The 21,403-nt window shown below is 56.2% G+C and carries 20 protein-coding genes; 10 read left to right on the forward strand and 10 right to left on the reverse strand.

Annotated elements, in window-relative coordinates:
- The first annotated feature begins 3 nt into the window (after positions 1 to 3).
- The gene (mrkF, locus tag KHQ26_RS16085) at positions 4 to 639 is read left to right on the forward strand and encodes a type 3 fimbria minor subunit MrkF (protein ID WP_002916122.1); all 636 of its coding nucleotides are present in this window, start codon (positions 4 to 6) and stop codon (positions 637 to 639) included.
- 34 nt (positions 640 to 673) lie between these two features.
- On the opposite strand, the gene mkrJ is transcribed toward mrkF, so the two are convergent.
- The 6 genes from mkrJ to KHQ26_RS16115 all read right to left on the reverse strand — a co-directional run bounded on the left by mkrJ (position 674) and on the right by KHQ26_RS16115 (position 6,022).
- Positions 674 to 1,390 carry a phosphodiesterase MrkJ gene (mkrJ, locus tag KHQ26_RS16090; RefSeq protein ID WP_004144002.1) on the reverse strand — a complete coding sequence of 239 codons (717 nt, stop codon included), beginning with the start codon at positions 1,388 to 1,390 and terminating at the stop codon, positions 674 to 676.
- Positions 1,391 to 1,533: 143 nt separating this feature from the next.
- A complete protein-coding gene (mrkI, locus tag KHQ26_RS16095) occupies positions 1,534 to 2,106 on the reverse strand; it encodes a transcriptional regulator MrkI (RefSeq protein WP_074183006.1) in 573 nt (190 codons plus the stop codon).
- Positions 2,107 to 2,123: 17 nt separating this feature from the next.
- Entirely contained in the window at positions 2,124 to 2,828 is a 705-nt protein-coding gene (mrkH, locus tag KHQ26_RS16100) for a transcriptional activator MrkH (RefSeq protein WP_004152886.1), read from the reverse strand.
- 382 nt (positions 2,829 to 3,210) lie between these two features.
- The gene (locus KHQ26_RS16105) at positions 3,211 to 4,089 is read right to left on the reverse strand and encodes an aldo/keto reductase family oxidoreductase (protein WP_002916061.1); all 879 of its coding nucleotides are present in this window, start codon (positions 4,087 to 4,089) and stop codon (positions 3,211 to 3,213) included.
- 118 nt (positions 4,090 to 4,207) lie between these two features.
- Positions 4,208 to 5,437, reverse strand: a complete 1,230-nt coding sequence (locus tag KHQ26_RS16110; protein ID WP_002916058.1) for an amino acid permease — start codon at positions 5,435 to 5,437, stop codon at positions 4,208 to 4,210.
- A gap of 123 nt (positions 5,438 to 5,560) precedes the next feature.
- Positions 5,561 to 6,022, reverse strand: a complete 462-nt coding sequence (locus tag KHQ26_RS16115; protein ID WP_002916056.1) for a multidrug/biocide efflux PACE transporter — start codon at positions 6,020 to 6,022, stop codon at positions 5,561 to 5,563.
- Positions 6,023 to 6,124: 102 nt separating this feature from the next.
- Here KHQ26_RS16115 and KHQ26_RS16120 point away from each other — a divergent pair, with 102 nt between their 5' ends.
- The 3 genes from KHQ26_RS16120 (at position 6,125) to ompK26 (ending at position 9,236) form a co-directional block, all read left to right on the forward strand.
- Positions 6,125 to 6,994, forward strand: a complete 870-nt coding sequence (locus KHQ26_RS16120; RefSeq protein WP_004185510.1) for a LysR family transcriptional regulator — start codon at positions 6,125 to 6,127, stop codon at positions 6,992 to 6,994.
- Positions 6,995 to 7,112: 118 nt separating this feature from the next.
- Positions 7,113 to 8,291, forward strand: a complete 1,179-nt coding sequence (locus KHQ26_RS16125) for an acetyl-CoA C-acetyltransferase (RefSeq protein WP_002916052.1) — start codon at positions 7,113 to 7,115, stop codon at positions 8,289 to 8,291.
- 249 nt (positions 8,292 to 8,540) lie between these two features.
- Positions 8,541 to 9,236, forward strand: a complete 696-nt coding sequence (ompK26, locus tag KHQ26_RS16130) for a KdgM family porin OmpK26 (protein ID WP_004143995.1) — start codon at positions 8,541 to 8,543, stop codon at positions 9,234 to 9,236.
- A 135-nt stretch (positions 9,237 to 9,371) separates the two neighbouring features.
- Here ompK26 and KHQ26_RS16135 read toward each other — a convergent pair whose 3' ends face one another.
- Positions 9,372 to 10,547, reverse strand: coding sequence for an oligogalacturonate lyase family protein (locus KHQ26_RS16135; RefSeq protein WP_015958932.1), 1,176 nt, complete (start codon positions 10,545 to 10,547; stop codon positions 9,372 to 9,374).
- A 485-nt stretch (positions 10,548 to 11,032) separates the two neighbouring features.
- Between KHQ26_RS16135 and kduD the strand changes: the two genes are divergently transcribed.
- The gene (gene kduD / locus KHQ26_RS16140) at positions 11,033 to 11,794 is read left to right on the forward strand and encodes a 2-dehydro-3-deoxy-D-gluconate 5-dehydrogenase KduD (RefSeq protein ID WP_002916003.1); all 762 of its coding nucleotides are present in this window, start codon (positions 11,033 to 11,035) and stop codon (positions 11,792 to 11,794) included.
- Positions 11,795 to 12,089: 295 nt separating this feature from the next.
- A complete protein-coding gene (locus KHQ26_RS16145) occupies positions 12,090 to 13,511 on the forward strand; it encodes a sugar porter family MFS transporter (RefSeq protein ID WP_023278748.1) in 1,422 nt (473 codons plus the stop codon).
- On the opposite strand, the gene KHQ26_RS16150 is transcribed toward KHQ26_RS16145, so the two are convergent.
- On the reverse strand, positions 13,508 to 14,503 hold the full coding sequence (locus KHQ26_RS16150) for a LacI family DNA-binding transcriptional regulator (protein ID WP_004149647.1): 996 nt from the start codon (positions 14,501 to 14,503) through the stop codon (positions 13,508 to 13,510). The genes KHQ26_RS16145 and KHQ26_RS16150 overlap by 4 nt on opposite strands.
- Before the next feature lie 94 nt (positions 14,504 to 14,597).
- Here KHQ26_RS16150 and KHQ26_RS16155 point away from each other — a divergent pair, with 94 nt between their 5' ends.
- The 4 genes from KHQ26_RS16155 (at position 14,598) to KHQ26_RS16170 (ending at position 18,904) form a co-directional block, all read left to right on the forward strand.
- On the forward strand, positions 14,598 to 14,732 hold the full coding sequence (locus KHQ26_RS16155; protein WP_004143987.1) for a hypothetical protein: 135 nt from the start codon (positions 14,598 to 14,600) through the stop codon (positions 14,730 to 14,732).
- A gap of 12 nt (positions 14,733 to 14,744) precedes the next feature.
- Positions 14,745 to 15,986 (forward strand): MFS transporter, encoded by a 1,242-nt coding sequence (locus KHQ26_RS16160; RefSeq protein WP_002916000.1) that lies wholly within the window; start codon positions 14,745 to 14,747, stop codon positions 15,984 to 15,986.
- 19 nt (positions 15,987 to 16,005) lie between these two features.
- Positions 16,006 to 17,439, forward strand: coding sequence for a glycoside hydrolase family 32 protein (locus KHQ26_RS16165; protein WP_029497016.1), 1,434 nt, complete (start codon positions 16,006 to 16,008; stop codon positions 17,437 to 17,439).
- A 121-nt stretch (positions 17,440 to 17,560) separates the two neighbouring features.
- The gene (locus KHQ26_RS16170; RefSeq protein ID WP_004149644.1) at positions 17,561 to 18,904 is read left to right on the forward strand and encodes a carbohydrate porin; all 1,344 of its coding nucleotides are present in this window, start codon (positions 17,561 to 17,563) and stop codon (positions 18,902 to 18,904) included.
- A 59-nt stretch (positions 18,905 to 18,963) separates the two neighbouring features.
- Here KHQ26_RS16170 and KHQ26_RS16175 read toward each other — a convergent pair whose 3' ends face one another.
- Both KHQ26_RS16175 and KHQ26_RS16180 read right to left on the reverse strand, forming a co-directional pair.
- Positions 18,964 to 20,250 (reverse strand): ABC transporter substrate-binding protein, encoded by a 1,287-nt coding sequence (locus tag KHQ26_RS16175; RefSeq protein ID WP_002915998.1) that lies wholly within the window; start codon positions 20,248 to 20,250, stop codon positions 18,964 to 18,966.
- 16 nt (positions 20,251 to 20,266) lie between these two features.
- A complete protein-coding gene (locus tag KHQ26_RS16180) occupies positions 20,267 to 21,394 on the reverse strand; it encodes an ABC transporter ATP-binding protein (RefSeq protein ID WP_004149643.1) in 1,128 nt (375 codons plus the stop codon).
- Positions 21,395 to 21,403 lie beyond the last annotated feature (9 nt).

Raw genomic sequence — 21,403 nt, forward strand, 5'->3', positions numbered from 1 at the left:
GGAATGAAGGGATTGCCGAAAAACACTATCGCGTGGCTGCTATTTTGCGGCAGCCTCGCCGCCCCCTCGGCGTGGGGTTTTGAGACCAATTACGATCGCGGACGGGTCGATTTTGCCGGGCGGGTGACGGATATTTCCTGTAGCGTCGCGCTAAACGGCGGCCAGCATGCCGGCAGCGGTAATGTCTGGCTGGCGCCGGTCAGCCTGGCGGAAGTCCACGATCGTGGTGCCGGGGCGTTTATGAAACCGCAGCCGTTTACCCTGGCACTGTCAAACTGCCAGCTGCGCCATGATGGTGGGGCAGCCTCGCAGGATGAGGTGCGTCGGGTCAGCGTGCGCTGGGTCGATGGTTTTTTACTGACGGCGGTCGGTAACGAAAACGCCGGGTATCTGGCCAATACCTTGCCGGATGGAGCGCAGAATATTTATCTGGCGCTATCGACTAACGATAATAATACTCTGGATAAGAGTAATAAAATTGTCCCGGCGGACCCGCAGCAAAATCAGGTGCGTTTGCAGGAAAGCGCGGTCAGCGGCGGCCTGTTCACCTATTACGTTGGCTATGTTTCGCCAACGCCGAAAAGCGCCACCAGCGGGCCGATTACCAGCTGGGCAACGTGGGAATTAGTTTATAATTAAGTGACGTTAAAAAGCCGGGAATTCCCGGCTTTTTTTACATGGCAATATCATCGGCGACCAGTTGTTCAATACTGACTTCCCGCCAGTAATGTCCCTGGATAGCAAACCACTCCATTCCCTGCAGCCATTCTTTATGGGCTTCGCTTTCCACACCTTCAATAATCACATTATGATGGTTGCGCGATAAAAAGGTCACCAGCGCATCCATCAGCTGGCGGCCGGACTCTTTGCGCATCAGGTGCCAGAAAAAATCCTTATCAATTTTCACATAGTCAAAGTGATAACCGCGAATAGCGTTAATTCCCGCGTAGCCGGAGCCGAAGTCGTCGAGCCACAGTGAGGTATCCTGTGGGCTCTGCCAGGCGGCAAGAGAATTATGCAGCAGATTCTCGGCGTTTTCGGTTACCTCGAAATGGACGCAGGTCAGGGCGGCGACTTTGGCTTTTATATCCTTCTGGCGCAACAGGTTCAGGATATGGTCATCAACGTTAATTGTTGCGGAAATATGGTTACGTAAAAACCAGGCTTTATGCTTTTCAATCAGTGCCAGTTGTTCGAGAAAAATACGTTCACGAACGGCGGCGGTAGCATGGCGGAAAAAATCTTCGGGGGAAATAGAAAGATTATCAAAGCGGCTTAAGCATTCCACCGCGACCAGAGTACCTTGTGGGGAAAACATTTTCTGAAAGACGTAGCGTACAGCGATATCATTACGAGATAAAATGTTGTCTTCGAATATTTTAGTGTTCATTATCCCTCTTCACGAGGTTAGTCAGACAATAGGCAGAGGATACATTAATTATAGGCTACCTGATGATTAATGGGAATGGCGGGAAATGTAAATCAACAGCGAATAAGTACGCTTTATCCGCTACTGATTTACCGGGAGAACATTTAGCATTGATGGAGAGCGGCAATACGCTGATTCATAGTGCGGGAATTATCTATACCCAGTTTTTGCATGATATGGATGCGGTGGCTATGAACCGTTTTATGAGCAATGCCGAGCAGGGCGGCAATACGCTTATTATTATTGTTGGCAATGAGCAGTTCGAGGATCTGACACTCCCGTGGTGAAAGCTGTTTGCGCAATCCTCGCGGCGGCAGTTCGCTGACGCCTTTGGCGCGCTGGACGATAGATGAAAAAAGAGTTAGCGGAGATTTCTCAGTAATAATCATAGCGTTGTCAAAGTTTATCAACTCTCTGCACAGCCCGACAATGTCGCTTTTCACCATTAGCACCGGCTGCTGGCAGCGCAGCAGGGAAAGGCGGAGCGCATTCAGCAGATCGACGATTCTGATGGCAGAAATATCCTTATTAATTAAATTGAAAATAATCGTCTGGGCCAGTGGCAGATGTTTCTCATGGATGACATCGGCATAACTCAGACGGGTGGCATTTTCATGGCTATCAATAAGGTAGTGATAGATTGAGTGACCAATGAGATTGTCATTGGTGTACAGCAATATACTGTCCAAGGTTGTCAGATTCTCTTTTTGCGCTTGGCTTCTAAGATCAGGTCCAGCAGTATCTTCTCTATTCTGCGCTGGTCATCGAGATGGCGGAACTTAAACTGGCAGGATATCTGATAGTAGCTCTCACTCTCTTCATTAGCGTTATCCAGGGTGATAACAATGACATTTTTGACCACCAGGTCGATGGTGATCTCACCATATTCTGCAAGCATAAGTACGGCGTTTTTCAGTAAGGCGTTGTGGCTGAGGAATTTAAGATTCGGCGTTTTGGTCATCAATGCGCAACCGCCATCTGAAATGTCTTTGATATCGAAAAGATAGTTTTCGCCGTTTTTATGGCGGCCGCGGCAATAAAAGTCATGCTCATGGCGTAAACGAAAGCGGGGATCGCGGCGACGCTGCACTACCTGCAGGCATTCAGGCAATGAAAAAGCGTAGCGGATACCTTTATCGACACCGCTATTGTCATGTTTTGTCAGGGCCGCATTAAACTCTATTTTCCCTGAATCGCTATGCAGGAGAAAGCGAATTTTATGCCCGGACGGGATTTTGCGATGGGTCTGAATATGAAACTCGGCAAAGTCCACGCGCGTCAGTTGGGTTATGATACTGGTGTTGTTAAAAAATATTTCAATTTCAGTACGTTTGCGCAACTCCTCTCTGAAAATAGCAATAATTTCATACTTACTGGTCTTTATCGTTCCCTCTGTCATATGCATCCCTTGTAAATAGTTGTCGTGAGGCGTTTGATTTTTCTTATAGCAATAGCAACATTCTGATTGGGTTAATCAGATGTTTTTATGAGCGTTTGATGTTATTGACTATCTTTGCAGCCAGATTGATATGTATAAACTTGGAATTTGATATTGTATTTCCTGTAATCAAGAGTTTCGAATTTTGGTCATGACAAAAACGACAACGGCCTCCAAGCTGGAGACCGGTCGAAGGATAAAAACTTAAGTTTAATTAACGGGGATAATGAGAGAACGATCGTCGATCACGCCCCATTTGTAGGATCTATAGTGCCAGTAGCGGTGAGGTTTTTCCAGGCAAATATTGAGGAGGGATAGGGTTCCCTCCATTTTGTCTGGCAGGTCAGCGGCGCGCGGCGGTGGCGATATTATCGAGGGTGCGCAGCGCTTCCGCGGGCAGGACCAGCTCGGCAGCGGCAATATTTTCCGCGAGGTGCGTGCGGGAGGAGGTGCCGGGGATCAGCAGAATATTTGGCGCTCGCTGGAGCAGCCAGGCGAGGGCGACCTGCATCGGCGTCGCCTCAAGCGAAGCCGCGACCTCGTTCAACTCCTGCGCCTGCAACGGCGTAAAACCGCCCAGCGGGAAAAAGGGCACCCAGGCGATGTGCTGGGCGGCCAGCGCATCCACCAGCGCGTCGTCGGCGCGATGGGCAACGTTATAAAGGTTTTGCACGCAGACGATGGGCGTCATTTTCTGCGCATCCGCGACCTGCTTTGCCGTCACGTTGCTGAGGCCGATATGGCGGATTAATCCTCGCTCTTTCAGTTCCAGCAGGGTGGCGAGTGGCGCCTCCAGCGAACCCTCCACCGGGCCGTGCGGGCTCAGCATACTGCGCAGATTAACCACTTCCAGTACCTCGAGCCCCAGGTGACGCAAATTGTCTTCAACGGCCTGGGTCAGTTCGGCGGGCGACATGGCCGGTAGCCAGTTGCCTTTCTCGTCACGGCGGGCGCTGACCTTGGTGACAATGCACAGATCGTCAGGGTAGGGGTGGAGCGCTTTGCGGATCAACTGATTGGTGACATGTGGACCGTAGAAATCAGAGGTATCGATATGGTTTATCCCGGCCTCGACGGCGGCCTGTAGTACGCGCACCGCTTCTTCAGGATCTTTGGGCGGGCCGAAAACACCGGGGCCGGCCAGCTGCATCGCGCCGTAACCTAAGCGATAGACCTGGCGATCGCCGAGCGTGCCGCGACCGGATAAGGTGACACTGGACATAAGAACTCTCCTCACGGTGGCTAAGCCGTAAGTGTAATCCGCTCACAAGGAAGGCAAGGGGGAGAATATTGTCAGAATGTGCGACAGCAGCTCAGGCAGCCGCTGTCGCCAGAGGGGATTAGCCGAAGAACATCACCGACACGCAGAGCAGACCAACCACCAGCGTAATGGCGTTACCCACCGAGCGGTACGGCTTCAGCGCCGGAATGAGCCATGTCGACAGCGTGGGCATAATAAACAGGATCATGGCGATAAGCGGTCCGCTGATAGCGTAGATCATTGAGATCGCATTCGGGTTGATAAAGCACACCGCAAAAGTGAAGGCGGAGACCAGCAGGATCGACATCGCGCGGTTGAAAGCGCGGCTCTTACGCACGCCCAGCAGGCCCAGCGAGCTTTTGACGATTTCGCTGGCGCCTTCAATCACTCCGAAGTAGGTTCCGAGAAACGATTTCGACATAGCGACGACGGCGACGATGATGCCGGTCACCGCCAGCCATCCCGGCGCGCCTGGCACCATCGACAGGGCGGAGAGGATAGTCACCCCCTGATCGCGGGCGGTCTCTATATAGGTTGCCGGGATCGCCAGCAGACAACTGAAGACAAAAAACAGCACGCTGGCGCAGATGATGGTGTAGGCCACCTTCATGATTTTTTTGCATTTACCCATGGCCAGGTCGCCGTGTTTCTCCTGCTGATCGATAGCAAAAGTCGAGATGATCGGCGTATGGCTAAAAGCGAAAACCATCACGGGAATAGAGATCCAGACCTGGTGGAGCGTCTGCGGGCTGAACTGCATCTGGCTGGTGAGATGCTCCGGATGCCAGTCGCGGATTAAATAGAGGGAGAGAAACAGGAAACAGGCGATAAGCGGGAAGACCAGAAAGCCCATCACCTTGATGGTGACCTGCCGTCCCATGAGAAAGATCAGGTTGAGGACCAGCACGACCCCCAGACTCAGCAGCGCACGCAGCCCTGGGGTCATCGGCGTGCGATGCGCCACCTGTTCGGCCAGCGAGTTGGTGATGGCCACGGCGTAGATGAGCACCACCACAAAGAAGGCAAGGAAATAGAGGCCGGTGATCAGGTTGCCAATTTTCTTACCATAGTAGTGATTAACTGCGCCGGTGATCCCGGTTCCCGGCGCGATATTGGCCGAGAGAATAAACTGGCTCAGCGCTTTGTGGGGCCAGTAAGTGAGCGGCCAGGCGACCAGCGCGGTGATGAACAGCACAATGGCGCCAGCCGAACCCAGCTGGATCGGTAGAAATAGCGTCCCAGCGCCTACTGCAGTGCCATATAAGGCAAAACTCCATAGAGTTTCTTCTTTAGACCAAATTTTAGACATTATGCGACTTTATCAACCGTCAAACCAAAAAAAAGGAGTGCAATTTACCATATTTATGGTTCGTCTGTTGCGATAGTTTTTGGTGATAAAGTCGCGGCGGATCGTCGAAGATCCGCGCCGGGATTAACCGCGCGCCGTCTGGCGCGGGCGGCGGTGACGAATAACGCGCTCGCGCAGGGTGTCCCATACCCAGTTAAAGGCCATGGTGTAGGGCAGGAAGAAAAGCATAAAACCGATCTCCAGCATAAACGCCTGCAGCAGCGAGACGCCCAGCACGATCGCCACCATGGTGACGCCAATGATGACGAATCCGGTTTCGAAACCGAGCGCGTGCAGGGCGCGTACTTTCAGCTGGCGGGGGAAGCGGGAGACCGGCCACAGGCGATCGAACGCCGCGTTATAGATAATGTTCCATACCATCGCCAGGGTGGCGAGCAGAATGCTCAGTCCGCCCATCTCCACTACCGAGCGCTGCATCAGCCAGGCGGCGGTAGGGGCGAGGATCAGCGTCGCCAGTCCTTCGAAGGTGATGGCGTGGATAACGCGTTCGGTGAGCGTCTTGCGCTGATGTGGGGTCTGTTGCATGGCGAGCTACCTCCAGTTTTAGCCTGAACAGGAAATTACCCGGCAGTTTATGGAAAAATATGATAAACAAAAGATAAGACCCATCGATATTGTAGATACATCATGCGTTATTCACCGGAAGCCTTAACCGCCTTTGTCGAGGCGGTCGACAGCGGATCGTTCTCCGCCGCCGCCCGCCGCCTGCGGAAAAGTCAGTCGACGATCAGTACCGCCATCGCCAATCTGGAGGCCGATCTCGGCGTAACCCTCTTTGACAGGGCAACGCGGCAACCGACGCTGACCCCGCAGGGGGAGCAGGTGCTGAGCTATGTCAAAGCGATTCTCGCCGCCAGCGAGCGGTTGGACGAACTGGCTGTGTCGCTGTCCGGCGAGACGGAGCCGCGGCTGACCTTCGTGCTCTCCGATACTCTGCACCCGGACGTGCTGGAAGATCTGCTGGTGCAGTTTGACCGCCGCTTTCCTCATACCGAGTTTGAGTGTTTGATTGGCGAAGACGAGGATGTGATCGATCTCCTGCAAAAATCCCGCGCCCAGGTGGGGCTGATTGAGGCGAGGGAGCGCTACCCCACCGATATCGGCAGCACCCGCCTGCCGCTGCAGACGGCGATGGGCATTTATGTAGCCCCTGGCCATCCGCTGGCGGCGCAGGGTAAGGTCGCCTGGGATGAGCTGCGCAGCTGGCGCGAGCTGCGTTTGAGCACCTTTCTGGCCAGCGCCACCGAACCTGCCGCAGGCCAGGTCTGGTCGGCGCCAAACTACCTGCTGCTGCTCAGCATGGCGGCGCAGGGGTTCGGCTGGTGCATTCTGCCCAGCGCGCTGGTGGCGGAGTTTGCGCCGCAGGGCGGGCTGGTGGCGCTCGATATCCCCGGCTGGCCGCGGGCGATTTCAGTCGATCTGCTGTGGAATAAGAAAGCGCCGCCGGGAGCGGCCGGCAGCTGGCTGCGTCAGCATCTGCAGCGGCGTGAACGTTAACGAATAGCTGTTTCTTTGTGATTGGCTTCACTTTTTTTAAACAATTACAAAGTTTTTTGATAACAATTATCTAGTATATCGCTGTTTCTTTGCGCAAATGCATGGGCAGGGGTAGAGGATGAAGGATGTCGTGATCGTCGGCGCGCTGCGAACGCCGATTGGCTGCTTTCAGGGCGCATTATCGCGCCATTCAGCCGTCGAGCTGGGGAGCGTGGTGGTGAAGGCGCTGGTGGAGAAAACGGGAATCGATCCGCACAGCGTGGATGAGGTGATCCTCGGCCAGGTGCTGACCGCGGGGACCGGACAAAATCCGGCGCGTCAGTCCGCTATTCGCGGTGGGCTGCCTAACACCGTATCGGCTATCACCATTAACGATGTCTGCGGTTCCGGCCTGAAGGCTCTGCACCTCGCTACCCAGGCGATCCAGTGCGGGGAAGCGGACGTGGTGATCGCTGGCGGCCAGGAGAATATGAGCCGCGCTCCGCATGTGCTTACCGACAGCCGCACCGGCGCCCAGCTGGGCAACAGCCAGCTGATTGACAGTCTGGTGCATGATGGGCTGTGGGATGCTTTCAACGATTATCATATGGGCGTCACGGCGGAAAACCTGGCCCGGGAATTTGGCATCAGTCGCGAGCTGCAGGACGCCTGGGCGCTCAGCTCACAGCATAAGGCGCGCAAGGCGATTGATTCCGGTCGCTTTCGCGATGAGATCGTCCCGGTTGTCACCGAGCATAACGGCGCGGCGCGCACCGTGGATACCGATGAACAACCGCGGGTGGATGCCAGCGCGGAAGGGCTGGCCAGCCTGCAGCCCACCTTCGATCGCCTTGGATCGGTGACCGCCGGCAACGCCTCAAGCATCAATGACGGCGCGGCGGCGGTAATGATGATGAGCGAGGCTAAAGCGCTGGAGCTGGGGCTGCCGATCCTTGCGCGGATCCGCGCCTTCGCCAGCGTCGGCGTCGATCCGGCGCTGATGGGCATTGCCCCGGTGCATGCCACCCGTCGCTGTCTGGAGCGGGCCGGCTGGCGGCTGGACGACGTCGATCTGATCGAAGCCAATGAGGCCTTTGCCGCTCAGGCGATCTCGGTTGGCCGGGTACTGGAGTGGGATGAGCGCCGGGTCAACGTCAACGGCGGCGCGATCGCCCTCGGCCACCCCATCGGCGCCTCCGGCTGCCGGATTCTGGTGTCGCTGGTGCATGAAATGATCAAGCGCGATGCCCGCAAAGGTCTGGCGACGCTGTGCATTGGCGGCGGTCAGGGCGTGGCGCTGGCGGTAGAACGCGCATAGCGCTATACCTCGATTTCCATGGCCTCCTGCGGGAGGCCTTTTTTATGCGCCGTGCTTTGCCGAACCCTTATTTTTTCCCCTCCCTCTTTCACTCTCCCCGGCGAAATTATTGAGCTTCGTCACGTCTTGTTGTGCCACCTTTTTTGAAACAAATAACTACGATCCTGGTCACTAAAACTATGGTGCCTAAAAAATAAAATGATGTTTCATAAAAACGAAATGTCATTTTATTTATTGTAAGGGTACCCTATGTTAAAACGCTCTCTGGTTCTCGCCGCCCTCTGCGGTATGTCTTTTGCAGCAACCGCGGTAACGATAGATTTACGTCATGAATTTATTGATGGCGGAAAGAGTGATAAAAGTAATGCTGACCGCGTCTCCGTTTCTCACCGCTTTGCCAACGGCTTAGGCTTTACCGTCGAGGCCAAATGGCGCTCAGGCGGCGACAACGGTTCGCAACCCTATTCGGACGTGGTGGGCAATGGTCATGAAGACACCATCAGCTGGCGCTGGAAAGCGACGTCGAACTTGTTCCTCACCCCCGGGTTTACCATTGAGAGCAACGACAGCCGCTCCATCTACAAGCCGCACCTGCACGCGCAGTACAGTTTCGACAACGGCTTCTATGTCGCCGCTCGCTATCGCTATGAATACACCCGCTATCCGAACAACGCCGGCAAAGATGATGACAAAGTTAACCGCGGCGACGCGTGGGCCGGATTTGTCCTCGGCGACTGGCGTACAGAGCTGAACTATGTCTATGCCCGCAGCTCGGAAGGGGTCAGCCGCAACGACAATAAACCCTACTCGCAGGAATATAACGTGAAGGTGGCCTATAAGCTGGATAATAACTGGTCGCCGTATGGCGAAATTGGCAACGTCGGGGTCAATGACCGCAGCGATCGCCAGACCCGCTTCCGCGTTGGGGTGGCCTACTCGTTCTGACCGACCATTCATCCCTCATCGTTTGTTTTCCCCGGCGCCGTCAGCCGGGGTTTTTTTATGGGGGAAAGAGAAGGGACAAAAAAAGCCCTCCATGAAGGAGGGCAAGGCCAGTTACAGAAAGAAGTGTGGCGTGGATCAGGCGCTCAGCATTGACGGGTGCGCGGGTAATTTCGCGATATAGATGGCCGGTTTACCGTCTTTATCGGAGCTGAACAGAATGGCGCTATCGTCCGGGGTAAATGAGGGGTGCGGGTGCGTTACCTGGCGGCTGTTGGCCACCGTCGCCCACGAGGTATCATGGCGCGCGACGCGGAAGTAGCGCTTTTCCGCCACGTTAAAGACATACAGCCAGGGATCGTTATCAATGGAGTAGCCGCCGGTATCCTTGACATCCACCGGTGTACCTGAGCCATCGCCTACCAGCAGCGTGCCATCGAAATTGCTCATCAGATGCGAGCAGGCCGGCATCGTCATCAGGGCCTCGTTGACGCCGCTTTCGGGATCAAAGCGATAGATCGTCCGCCCCTGCTGGCCTTTCAGATAGGAGACGTAGATCAGCGCCGAACCGTCCGGCACCCAAAATTCATGAGTACAGCTTTCGCCTGGAGCATGCGCTTTGACTTTGCGAACATGGCTGCCATCCTCGTTGACCAGCCACATGCGGGCGTCCACCAGATCGTGCGGCCCTTCATGGCAGAAGGCGACGGTATGGTCGTCGAAGGGGCGATAGATCGGGTGTCCCAGCCAGATTTTTTCCTCATGGATCACCTGGCTCGCACCGCTGCGCAGGTCGACGCGCAGCAGGCGGCAGTGCGGTCCTTTATGGAAGAAATCATGGAAAATCTGCCAGTCGTTGAGTGGCGTCCAGTCGCTTTTGGCAATCTCAATGCCCACCAGTTTGCTGCAATCGCTGTTTGCCACCCAGGTGCCATACCCTACCCAGTCATCGCTAACGCGATAAACTTCGCGCTCGGCGAGGGTGGTCAGGTTGACTTCCAGCAGGATACGGTCATTTTTCACGTAATAAAGCGACTTATCGTCCGGGGAGAGGAAGCCGCCGAAGGTGTTATCCCCGGCGCCTTCGGTTAGCTGGACGGCCTCGGCGCTGGCGATATTCAGCAGATAGTAGTTCCAGTGGCCGTCAAACTCGCCGGCGAACAGTAAATGGCTGCCATCGTTAAAAAAGCACTTCTGATAGAAGTAGTTGCGATGACAGGTGACCTCCGGGGGGGTTAAGCGGGTGACTTCCGCCCCGGTATCCGGATCGTGGCTGACGTGATAATTCAGTTTGACCCGCATGCCTTTAGCCATGTAGTGCTCCTTTCTTTCCTGCGATGCCGCTGGACCAGAGGCGTGTCGCTGAGTGATATGTTTTAAAAGACAGGTATTAATTTATCAAAACATTGTTTCATTATTTGTGATGGCTCACGCAGTTCAGCGTAATTCCCGCGTTTTCAGCGGGCTGCTGGCTTCGCTTCGGCACCTCTGCAGACAATCGGTAGAATCTTCATCTTTTCAAAACCTTTTCCGGCCTGGCGCGTGCCGGGAGGCTCCTTCGCTTTTTCTTTTTTTGTAATCGCCATCATAAAAAATGAAACATCGTTTTAAATAATATTGAAAATGGCTGGGGGCGGGGCTAAGATGGCACCCATCAGCAAAACGGAACTCTGTTTTATTTTCATTATGGTGGGCTATGCCCGAGAGTTCGCCCCACGCTCAGTCGCGCCGCCGGCGCGGACCGGGCCGAGAGAACCTTGCCTGCAAACAGCAGGCTCTGAACGACTAAGGAACATAATATGATTCTTGATGCATTCTCCCTGCAGGGAAAAGTGGCCGTCGTGAGCGGATGCGATACCGGTTTAGGTCAGGGGATGGCCCTCGGGCTGGCGGAAGCGGGCTGCGATATTGTCGGTATCAATATCGTCGAACCGGTGGAGACTATCGAGCGGGTAACCGCGCTGGGACGCCGTTTTCTCAGCCTGACCGCCGACCTGCGCCAGATCGACGGTATTCCTCAGCTTCTGGAGCGGGCGGTGGCGGAGTTCGGCCATATTGATATTCTGGTCAACAATGCCGGCCTGATTCGCCGAGAGGACGCGCTGGCGTTCAGCGAAAAAGACTGGGACGACGTGATGAACCTCAACATCAAGAGCGTATTTTTTATGTCCCAGGCGGCGGCGAAACACTTTATCGCCCAGGGCAGCGGCGGGAAGATCATTAACATCGCCTCCATGCTGTCGTTCCAGGGGGGGATCCGCGTGCCGTCGTATACCGCATCCAAAAGCGCGGTGATGGGCGTCACCCGCCTGCTGGCCAACGAGTGGGCCAAACACAACATCAACGTCAACGCCATCGCCCCGGGGTATATGGCGACCAACAACACCCAGCAGCTGCGCGCCGACGAGCAGCGTAGCAGCGAAATCCTCGATCGCATTCCCGCCGGGCGCTGGGGGCTACCGGCCGATCTGATGGGGCCAGTCGTGTTCCTTGCCTCCTCAGCCTCCGATTACATCAATGGCTACACGGTGGCGGTGGACGGCGGCTGGCTGGCGCGCTAACCGTCCGCGATGGCCGGGGTCTGTCGTATCGCTCCGGCCATCTGAGCAATTATTGTCCATATGCAAAAGTGCGGATCGTCCATACTCCGGAACACGGTTATAATGTTACCGCTCTGTATAAACAGGGTTATTAACTATTGGAAACGCATTTTTTGTTACTTTGAAAGTTTAATGTCCATCACAAAACCCATCCTGCCAGCAATATAGTCCATATCTTTGGCTTATCCTGCCTGACCCATTCATCCACCAGTCACGTACTTTCGTCTTATGTCTTACTCTGTGTGGCAGGAAAAAAATGACTTCAATCAGTAACGACTCTACATTATCGCCGCGGACGCAACGTGATACTCGGCGGATGAACTGGTTTGTTTCCATCGCCGCGGCGGTGGCTGGCTTGCTCTTTGGCCTGGATATCGGCGTGATATCCGGAGCGTTGCCCTTTATAACCGACCATTTCACCTTATCCAGCCAGCTTCAGGAGTGGGTGGTTAGCAGCATGATGTTGGGGGCGGCGATAGGCGCGCTGTTTAACGGCTGGCTGTCTTTCCGCCTTGGCCGTAAATACAGCCTGATGGCGGGGGCCGTACTCTTTGTGGCCGGCTCTATCGGATCCGCTTTTGCCGCCAGCGTGGAGGTGCTGCTGGTGGCCCGCGTGGTGCTGGGCGTGGCAGTCGGGATTGCCTCTTATACCGCGCCGCTGTACCTCTCCGAGATGGCCAGCGAGAACGTGCGCGGGAAAATGATCAGTATGTATCAGCTGATGGTCACCCTTGGCATTGTGCTGGCGTTTCTTTCCGATACCGCCTTTAGCTACAGCGGTAACTGGCGCGCCATGCTGGGCGTGCTGGCGCTGCCGGCGGTGATCCTGATCATTCTGGTCGTCTTTTTGCCGAACAGCCCGCGCTGGCTGGCGGAGAAGGGACGCCATATCGAAGCGGAAGAAGTGCTGCGGATGCTGCGCGATACCTCGGAAAAGGCGCGCGACGAGCTTAACGAGATCCGTGAGAGCCTCAAGCTGAAGCAGGGCGGTTGGGCGTTGTTTAAGGTCAATCGTAACGTGCGCCGGGCGGTGTTCCTGGGCATGCTGCTGCAGGCGATGCAGCAGTTCACCGGCATGAACATCATCATGTACTATGCGCCGCGTATCTTTAAAATGGCGGGCTTTACCACTACTGAACAGCAGATGATCGCCACCCTGGTGGTGGGCCTGACCTTTATGTTTGCCACCTTTATTGCGGTGTTCACAGTGGATAAAGCGGGCCGCAAGCCAGCGCTGAAAATCGGCTTTAGCGTGATGGCGCTGGGCACTCTGGTGCTGGGCTACTGCCTGATGCAGTTCGACAATGGCACCGCATCCAGCGGCCTCTCCTGGCTCTCCGTCGGCATGACCATGATGTGTATTGCCGGGTATGCGATGAGCGCGGCGCCGGTGGTTTGGATCCTCTGCTCCGAGATCCAGCCGCTAAAATGCCGCGACTTCGGTATCACCTGCTCGACCACCACCAACTGGGTGTCGAATATGATCATCGGCGCCACTTTCCTGACGCTGCTTGACGCAATTGGCGCCGCCGGCACCTTCTGGCTCTACACGGCGCTCAACGTGGCCTTTATCGGCATCACCTTCTGGCTGATCCCGGAAACCAAGAATGTCACCCTCGAGCACATTGAGCGCAACCTGATGGCGGGCGAGAGGCTGCGCAACATCGGTAATCGTTAATGTGAGGCGCGCGGCAACCACGGGCTGGCGACTTTGCGCGTCTCCCGATGGTTGTCGCCGTGAATGATATGCAGGGCGCTCAGGCGCCCGATGTCATAATGCGGCAGTTGCACTGTGGAGAGCGGCGGTAGAAACAGATCGCCAATGCCCACCATGTTATCGTATCCCACTACCGCCACGTCCTGTGGAATGCGTAACCCCTGGCCCAGCAGCGTCTGATAGACCATAAACGCGATGCGATCGTTGCCGCAGATCACTGAGTCAAAGCCAGGTTTACCCTCGCGGATATGCGCCAGCACCACCGCCGGGATATCGTGGTAATGCTCATCGCCCTGGCCCATATACGAATGGCTCAGATGGTCCGGTTCGATACCGGCCTCCCGGCAGGCGCGCTCCAGCCCCCGGCGGCGGCGGATCGTCGCCGGCTGGCTGGCGGGTAAGTGCAGGCACAGCGGACGACGATAGCCAGCGGCAAGCAGGGCTTTCACCGCGTCGTACTGCCCCTGTTCATCGTCCGGGATATAGCTGGCCACCGGCTGGCTGAGGCTTTCGCAGTTGGCCAGCACGCAGGGCAGAGTCAGCAGTTTCTCCGGCAGCGGTACCTGGCGCAGGCCCATGGTGGTAAAGATAATGCCGTCCGGACGGTGGGAGAGGAGCAGGTCGACCACCGCTTCCGGACGATCGTCAGAAAACATATTGACCACAAAGCTATTCCAGCCGTGGGCGCGGGCCGTCTCTTCGATCGATAAGGTGATCTCCACCGAAAAGGGCGTGGTGACGGTATCCAGCGCCAGCACGCCGATGGTGCTGGGGGTTGCGCGCGCCCCGCGGATCTTCTTCGCCGACAGGTCGGGGACGTAGTTGGTTTCGGCGATGGCGGCCTGCACGCGGGCCAGTGTCTCAGGCTTCAGCCGCTCCGGGGTGTTCAGCGCCCGTGAGACGGTCATCAGAGATACATTCGCCAGTTTTGCTACATCTTTCAGGGACGCCATTTTTTCCTCCGCCATTGCCGCAGAGTACAGGCTATACAACTAAGTCGCTGATGTAAAAGAGTGAAACGATTTTCTGCTATCGCCGTCGTGAGCTATGTTGCGGTTGATTTTTGATCGCGATCGCATCTTCATTATGTTAACGTTAACTTTTGTGATTAACATCATATATCGCAGCGAATCCACCTGCGTTTTGTTTTTTGTTAACGTTACCATAATTGCATTCCTCTAACACGAGAATGTCATGATGAAAGCGCCTCACTCACACAGCTACCCGTTGCTCAGTGCCTTACTGTTTTTCTTTTTCGTGACCTGGTCGTCATCCGGCTCCTTGCTCTCTATCTGGCTTCACCAGGAGGTTGGGCTGAAGGCAGGCGATACCGGTATTATCTATGCCGTACTGTCGGTTTCCGCGCTGTTTGCGCAAGTTTGCTATGGATTTATCCAGGACAAGCTGGGGCTGCGCAAACATCTGCTCTGGTATATCACCGCGCTGCTGATCCTCTCTGGTCCGGCGTATCTGCTGTTCGGCCACCTGCTGAAAATCAACGTCCTGTTGGGCAGCATTTTTGGCGGGATCTATATCGGTTTGACCTTTAACGGCGGCATCGGCGTGCTGGAATCTTACACCGAGAGGGTGGCGCGTCAGAGCCAGTTTGAATTCGGCAGGGCGCGGATGTGGGGCTCGCTGGGCTGGGCGGTGGCCACCTTCTTCGCCGGCCTGCTGTTTAACATCAATCCGCAGCTAAACTTCCTCGTCGCCAGCTGTTCCGGGCTGGTGTTCTTTATCCTGTTGGCGCGGCTGCGGGTCTCCTCGGCGCCGCATGCGATGCAGGAGGCGGTATCGGGCGGTAAGGTGACCCTCGAAGATGCGCTGCGCCTGCTGACGCTGCCGCGCTTTTGGGCGCTGGTCTTCTTCGTCATCGGCACCTGCATTTACGGCGTCTATGACCAGCAGTTCCCGGTCTATTTCTCATCGCAGTTCGCGACCCTGCAGGAAGGCAATGAGATGTATGGCTACCTCAACTCCTTCCAGGTGTTCCTCGAGGCGGCCGGCATGTTCTGCGCGCCGTGGCTGGTGAACCGCATCGGCGCCAAAAACGGTCTGATTTTCGCCGGCATGGTGATGGCGATGCGCATGGTGGCCTCCGGTCTGGTGGAGGGGCCGCTGCTGATCTCCATCACCAAACTGCTGCACGCGGTGGAGTTGCCGATACTGCTGGTGGCTATCTTTAAGTACAACAGCCTCAACTTCGATAAACGTCTCTCCTCCACCCTCTATCTGGTGGGCTTCGCCTGCACCAGCTCGATTATCGCCAGCGTATTGTCGCCGCTGGCGGGCTACAGCTATGAAAAATATGGCTTCGCCCAGTCCTACCTGATCATGGGCCTGCTGGTGTTCTGCACCACCTTTATTTCCATCTTCTTGTTGCGCTCCGGCAAATCCTCCGCCGATCCGCTGGTGTCGCAACCTACCGCTATCTGAATCAAAAAGAGTGAAAATGATGACTTACACAATCTCCCGGGCTGAACAGGTACTCCAGACACAACGCCAGGCGCTGAATCTGCGCTGGTATCCGCACTATCACCTGGCGGCCCGCGCCGGGTGGATCAACGACCCAAACGGTCTGGTGTGGTTCGACGGCTGGTACCATGCCTTTTATCAACATCACCCGTACTCCACCCAGTGGGGACCGATGCACTGGGGGCACGCGCGCAGTAAGGATCTGGTGCACTGGGAGCATTTGCCGGTAGCCCTGGCGCCGGAGGGCCCGGAGGATAAAGACGGCTGCTTCTCCGGCTCGGCGGTGGTCGATGGCGATACCCTGGCGCTGATTTACACCGGGCATAAGTTCCACGGCGATCCTGGCGACGAAGCCAATCTGTATCAGGTGCAGTGTCTGGCCACCAGCCGCGACGGGATCCACTTTGAGCGCCAGGGGATGGTGGTCGACACCCCGCCGGGTATGCACCACTTCCGTGACCCGAAGGTCTGGCGTGAGGGAGATAGCTGGTACATGATCGTCGGCGCGCGCGAAGGCGATACCGGCCAGGTGCGGCTGTACCGTTCAGCCGATCTGCGCCAGTGGCAGGACGCGGGGGTGCTGGATGAAGCGGAAAGCACCATGGGCTATATGTGGGAGTGCCCGGACTTCTTCACCCTCAACGGCAAACGCGTTCTGATGTTTTCCCCACAGGGGATGCAGGCCGCGGGGTTCAGCAACCGTAATCTGTTCCAGAGCGGCTATCTGATCGGCGAGTGGCAGCCAGGCCAGCGTTTTATTCGCCATGGCGAATTCCGGGAGATGGATAACGGCCACGATTTCTATGCCCCGCAAAGCTTCGCCACCCCCGATGGCCGGCGGATCGTAATTGGCTGGCTGGATATGTGGGAATCGCCGCTGCCGGAGCAGCAGGACGGCTGGGCGGGCATGCTCTCCCTGCCGCGCGAGCTGAGCCTGAGTGCGGATGACCGCCTGCAGATGCGCCCGGCGAAAGAAGTGGAGAGCCTGCGCGGCGCCTGGTTCCCGTGGCCGGTCAGCACCCTGAACAACCAGCAGACGACGATGGTCGACAACTGCGAGGCGATGGAGGTGAATCTGCGCTGGGACTGCGCCCGCAGCAGCGCCGAGCAGTATGGTCTGCGCTTTGGCGATGGCCTACGCATCTACGTGGATGCCCAACAGCAGCGTCTGGTGCTGGAGCGGCATTATCCGCAGTATGGCCTGTGCGGGACGCGCAGCGTGCCGTTGACCGCCGGGGCGGATCTCAACCTGCGAATATTTTTCGATAGCTCTTCGGTGGAGGTTTTTGTCAATGACGGCGAAGCCTGCCTGAGCAGCCGTATCTATCCGCAGGCTCCCCGCCGTGAATTAGCGTTATTTGCCTGGAGCGGCGCGGCGGCATTAACCGAAGCCGGCGCCTGGCAGCTCGAATAATAATAAGGCTGTTGTCGTTAATAACCCGTCTTTGACGATGGGCGGGTTATTATTGCCTGCATCGTCGTGCGTTACCCATTAATAAAAAATTCAGTTCATTCCATAATAAAAGGGTTTACCGATGAATAAAATCTGGGTCGGGTGTTTTCTGACGTCTCTGTATCTGCCATCCGTTATGGCGCAGGCGCCGTTATCGCTGGAGGAGCGACTGGCGCAAATGGAGCAGCGGCTAAAGGCGACGGAGGCGCGCGCCGCCAGCGCAGAGGCGGAAATTAAGACGCTGAAAGGCCAGCAGCAGGCCGCGACGGTCGCCCGCGCGGCGCCTGCTTCGCCGCGTTTGCAGCTAAATGACAATGGCGAATTAAAATTTTATGGCGACGTCGAATTTAACCTCGATGGCGCCAGTCGCACCGGCAGCCTGACGTCGGTCAAAACTAGCGCGAATAAAAGCTGGGCGCCCGGCGATAAAGAGCGCTGGGATATTAACGGTCGTATTCTGCTGGGTTTCGATGGCAGACGGAATGGCGCCGACGGGCAATATGCCGGATTCAGCGTGCAGCCTCTGGCGGATATGGATGGCAAAATGAATCTTGATGATGCGGTATTTTTCTTCGGCCAGCAGGATGACTGGAAAATAAAAATAGGCCGCTTTGAAGCATGGGATATGTTCCCGCTGAATCAGGATACTTTTATTGAATATTCAGGTAATACCGCCAACGATCTCTATTCCGATGGCTATGGCTATATTTACATGATGAAAGAGGGGCGCGGGCGCAGCAGCAGCGGCGGTAACCTTCTGTTTAGCAAAACGGTGGATAACTGGTATTTCGAAGTTAACACCCTGGTGGAGGACGGCAGTTCGCTGTTTGTCGATCAGAACTATCATGGTAACGCGCTGGAAAACCGCAAAAATGTGGTGTACGTGCGGCCGGTGGCGGCATGGCAGTCCGGCGCCTGGTCGGCGGCCGCGGCGATAGAGAGCAATCTCGTCAACAATGCTTACGGCTATCAGAGCCAGAGCGGACGCTGGGTCGACCAGTCAAACCGCACCGGCTACGGGCTGACCATGAGCTGGAACACCCTGAAAAGCGATCCGCAGGATGGGGCGGTGGTCAATCTGAGTACCGCCCTGCTGGACGCGGCGGACGAAACCGACTTCAGCGCCGGGATCAACGCCCTTTGGCATCGCGTGGAGCTGGGCTATATCTATGCGCACAATAAAATCGACCAGTTCAATATGGCCGGGGTGACCAGCGAATGCGATGGCGATTGCGCTATCCTGGCGCCGGGGCGCTATGACATCCATACCCTGCACACCTCCTGGCAGTTGCCGAATATCATGGCGATGCCGAACTTCAATATTTACCTTGGCGCCTATGCCTCGTGGCTCGATTCCACGGCAGCGAAGAGCGGGAATCCCGATGAACGCTACGGCGCCCGGGTGCGCTTTAAATATTTCTTCTGACAGGGCCGTCTGGCAGACCCTCCCGCGGCTTGCGCCGCGGGAGGTTTCCGACGGGCAGGTTAGCGCATCGCGCGGCGCAGAATGCGGTCGGTCTGGCGCTGGAAGTCCTCGGCCGCTTCTTCCACCGACTTTTTACCGTAGTCGATGTACTGCAGGGTGGTGCCGAACTGGGCGACGATCTGCGGATCGTCGAAGTACGGGGAGACCGGCAGAGCGGTGGGCAGGGATTGCGCCAGCTTCAGGCCGGACACCGCCGGATCGTCGGCTTTGATTACCCCATCCTCGGTCAGGTAGGTGACCGCCGCTTTACTCAGCGGCACGCCGCGCTCCAGTCCAAGAATATCCACCCCTTCTTTGCTGTTCAGCAGGAAGTTAATCACTTTCGCCGCCGCCTGCGGGTTTTTCGTCGATTTGCCAATCGATAACATTTGCGCGGGCTTGAAGAACAGTCCGGCATCGGTGGCGCCCGGCAGCATCGGGTATTCCCCCAGCACCAGCTTCGCCGGCGGCTTCAGGTTATCGGAATATTTGTTGATGGTGGAGTTCCACATGTAGGTCCCGCCCCATTCGCCCTGGATCCACGGCTTCATTTCGTACATGTTGCTCTTGCCGAAGGAGGCATAGTAGCGGGTGTCCGGCATCACATGGCTGTCGATAAGCTTCTTATACATACCGAAGAAATCCGCCCACTGCGCTTTGCTGTAGGAGAATTTTCGCCCTTTCTCATCGATGGCCGGCTGATTGTATTTTTGCACCATATAAGAGTTGAGCAGGGCCAGCACGTCCTGGTGTTCGAGCACCACCGGGTAGTACTGTTTCCCGAGCTTGCTTTCGAAAGTTTTTCCCGCCGCCATGAGTTCATCCCAGGTTTTCGGGAAGGGGATGCCCGCCTTTTTCCATGCTTCGTCGTTAAAGTAGAAGACGCGGGCGGTGACGGAAATTGGAATACCGTTAAGCTTGCCGTTGACCGTGGTGGACTGCAGTTCTTTGGCGTCGAACTGGCTGAGGTCGATCTCGTCTTTCAGGGTATTCAGATCGTAAAAGCCATCGCCATTTTTCGAAAAGATCGGCAGCCAGTTCCAGTTGGTCTGCATCACGTCAGGCTCGGTACCGCCGGCAATCTGGGTGGTCAGGCGTGAAAGATGGCCGTCCCAGCCGGTGTATTCTGCTTTGACGTTGATGTCTGGGTTTTGTTTGTGGAATTCCTCCAGCGCCTTGAGGGTGACCTGATGGCGGCCGTTGCCCCCCCACCAGGACATACGCAGGTCGACATCCTGCGCTAGCGAAGAGAAGGCGCTAAGGCCCAGGGTGGCGGAGAGGGTGGCGCTTATCAGCACGTTTTTCATTGTTATGCTCCAGGGTTCACAGAGAGAGGTTCTGTTCGGTTTTGGCGTCAAAGATGTGACACTTGTTGAGATCAAAGGTGAAATAGACTTTTCGATTCAGTCCCTTGGCAATCATCGGCTTCGCATCGTCCGACGGTACGCGGGCGGTCAGCTCATAATCAGCAACCCTGAGATAAACAAAGAATTCATGTCCCATGTTTTCTACGCGTACCATTTCACCCGCGCAGGAACCTTCGGCAAACGGTTCATCGGAGAGAGAGACAAACTCCGGGCGCACGCCAAAGAACACCTGCTGATTCTTATGGGTTTCAACTTTGCTTTGCAGCCGATCGTTGAGCGGCAGCCGCTGATCGCCCAGCGTCAAATGCAGGCGACCACCGTGCTCAACCAGCTGGCTGGGACGAATATTCATCTCCGGCGCGCCGATAAACCCGGCGACAAACATATTTTTCGGCTGGTGGTAGAGATTGTCCGGGGTATCAACCTGCATAATGTGGCCGAGCTTCATCACGCAGATGCGGTCGCCCATGGTCATCGCTTCCGTCTGATCGTGGGTGACGTAGACGGTGGTCGCCGGTTTGCCAGATTTTTTCAACTGCTTATGCAGATCGGAAATGCGAATCCGCATCGAGGCGCGCAGCTTGGCGTCAAGGTTGGAGAGCGGTTCGTCGAACAGGAAGACGTCCGGTTTTTTGACGATCGCCCGGCCCACCGCCACGCGCTGCGCCTGGCCGCCGGAGAGCTGGCGCGGCAGGCGATCGAGCAGTTCTTCCAGTTCGAGAATTTTCGCCGCTTCTTCCACCTGTCTGTCGATTTGCGCCTTCGGCAGCTTGCTTAGTTTGAGGCCAAAGGCGAGGTTTTCGCGCACCGTCATATGCGGATAGAGGGCGTAGTTCTGGAACACCATCGCGATGCCACGGGATTTAGGCGCCAGGTTGTTGACGATTTTGTCCCCAATCCGCACCTCGCCGCCGCTGATGGTCTCCAGGCCCGCCAGCATGCGCAGGGTGGTCGATTTGGCGCAGCCGGAGGGGCCGACGATCACCATAAATTCGCCATCGGCAATCTTCAGGTCGATACCATGCACCGCTTTAAACCCGTTGGAGTAGACTTTTTCCAGTTTGTTGAAAATCACTTCAGCCATGATATTTCC

Origin of the sequence: Klebsiella sp. 10, assembly GCF_018223925.1 — a bacterium.
Taxonomy (GTDB): Bacteria; Pseudomonadota; Gammaproteobacteria; order Enterobacterales; family Enterobacteriaceae; genus Klebsiella; species Klebsiella pneumoniae.

Bases quoted from the DNA above. Each gene is read 5' to 3' on its own strand.
- KHQ26_RS16145 (WP_023278748.1), top strand. From the start codon at position 12,090: ATGACTTCAATCAGTAACGACTCTACATTATCGCCGCGGACGCAACGT.
- mkrJ (WP_004144002.1), bottom strand. From the start codon at position 1,390: ATGAACACTAAAATATTCGAAGACAACATTTTATCTCGTAATGATATC.
- kduD (WP_002916003.1), top strand. From the start codon at position 11,033: ATGATTCTTGATGCATTCTCCCTGCAGGGAAAAGTGGCCGTCGTGAGC.
- KHQ26_RS16105 (WP_002916061.1), bottom strand. From the start codon at position 4,089: ATGTCCAGTGTCACCTTATCCGGTCGCGGCACGCTCGGCGATCGCCAG.
- KHQ26_RS16115 (WP_002916056.1), bottom strand. From the start codon at position 6,022: ATGCAACAGACCCCACATCAGCGCAAGACGCTCACCGAACGCGTTATC.
- KHQ26_RS16125 (WP_002916052.1), top strand. From the start codon at position 7,113: ATGAAGGATGTCGTGATCGTCGGCGCGCTGCGAACGCCGATTGGCTGC.
- KHQ26_RS16135 (WP_015958932.1), bottom strand. From the start codon at position 10,547: ATGGCTAAAGGCATGCGGGTCAAACTGAATTATCACGTCAGCCACGAT.
- KHQ26_RS16155 (WP_004143987.1), top strand. From the start codon at position 14,598: ATGTTGCGGTTGATTTTTGATCGCGATCGCATCTTCATTATGTTAACG.
- KHQ26_RS16180 (WP_004149643.1), bottom strand. From the start codon at position 21,394: ATGGCTGAAGTGATTTTCAACAAACTGGAAAAAGTCTACTCCAACGGG.
- KHQ26_RS16175 (WP_002915998.1), bottom strand. From the start codon at position 20,250: ATGAAAAACGTGCTGATAAGCGCCACCCTCTCCGCCACCCTGGGCCTT.
- mrkF (WP_002916122.1), top strand. From the start codon at position 4: ATGAAGGGATTGCCGAAAAACACTATCGCGTGGCTGCTATTTTGCGGC.
- KHQ26_RS16110 (WP_002916058.1), bottom strand. From the start codon at position 5,437: ATGTCTAAAATTTGGTCTAAAGAAGAAACTCTATGGAGTTTTGCCTTA.
- KHQ26_RS16165 (WP_029497016.1), top strand. From the start codon at position 16,006: ATGACTTACACAATCTCCCGGGCTGAACAGGTACTCCAGACACAACGC.
- mrkH (WP_004152886.1), bottom strand. From the start codon at position 2,828: ATGACAGAGGGAACGATAAAGACCAGTAAGTATGAAATTATTGCTATT.
- KHQ26_RS16160 (WP_002916000.1), top strand. From the start codon at position 14,745: ATGATGAAAGCGCCTCACTCACACAGCTACCCGTTGCTCAGTGCCTTA.
- KHQ26_RS16120 (WP_004185510.1), top strand. From the start codon at position 6,125: ATGCGTTATTCACCGGAAGCCTTAACCGCCTTTGTCGAGGCGGTCGAC.
- KHQ26_RS16150 (WP_004149647.1), bottom strand. From the start codon at position 14,503: ATGGCGTCCCTGAAAGATGTAGCAAAACTGGCGAATGTATCTCTGATG.
- KHQ26_RS16170 (WP_004149644.1), top strand. From the start codon at position 17,561: ATGAATAAAATCTGGGTCGGGTGTTTTCTGACGTCTCTGTATCTGCCA.
- ompK26 (WP_004143995.1), top strand. From the start codon at position 8,541: ATGTTAAAACGCTCTCTGGTTCTCGCCGCCCTCTGCGGTATGTCTTTT.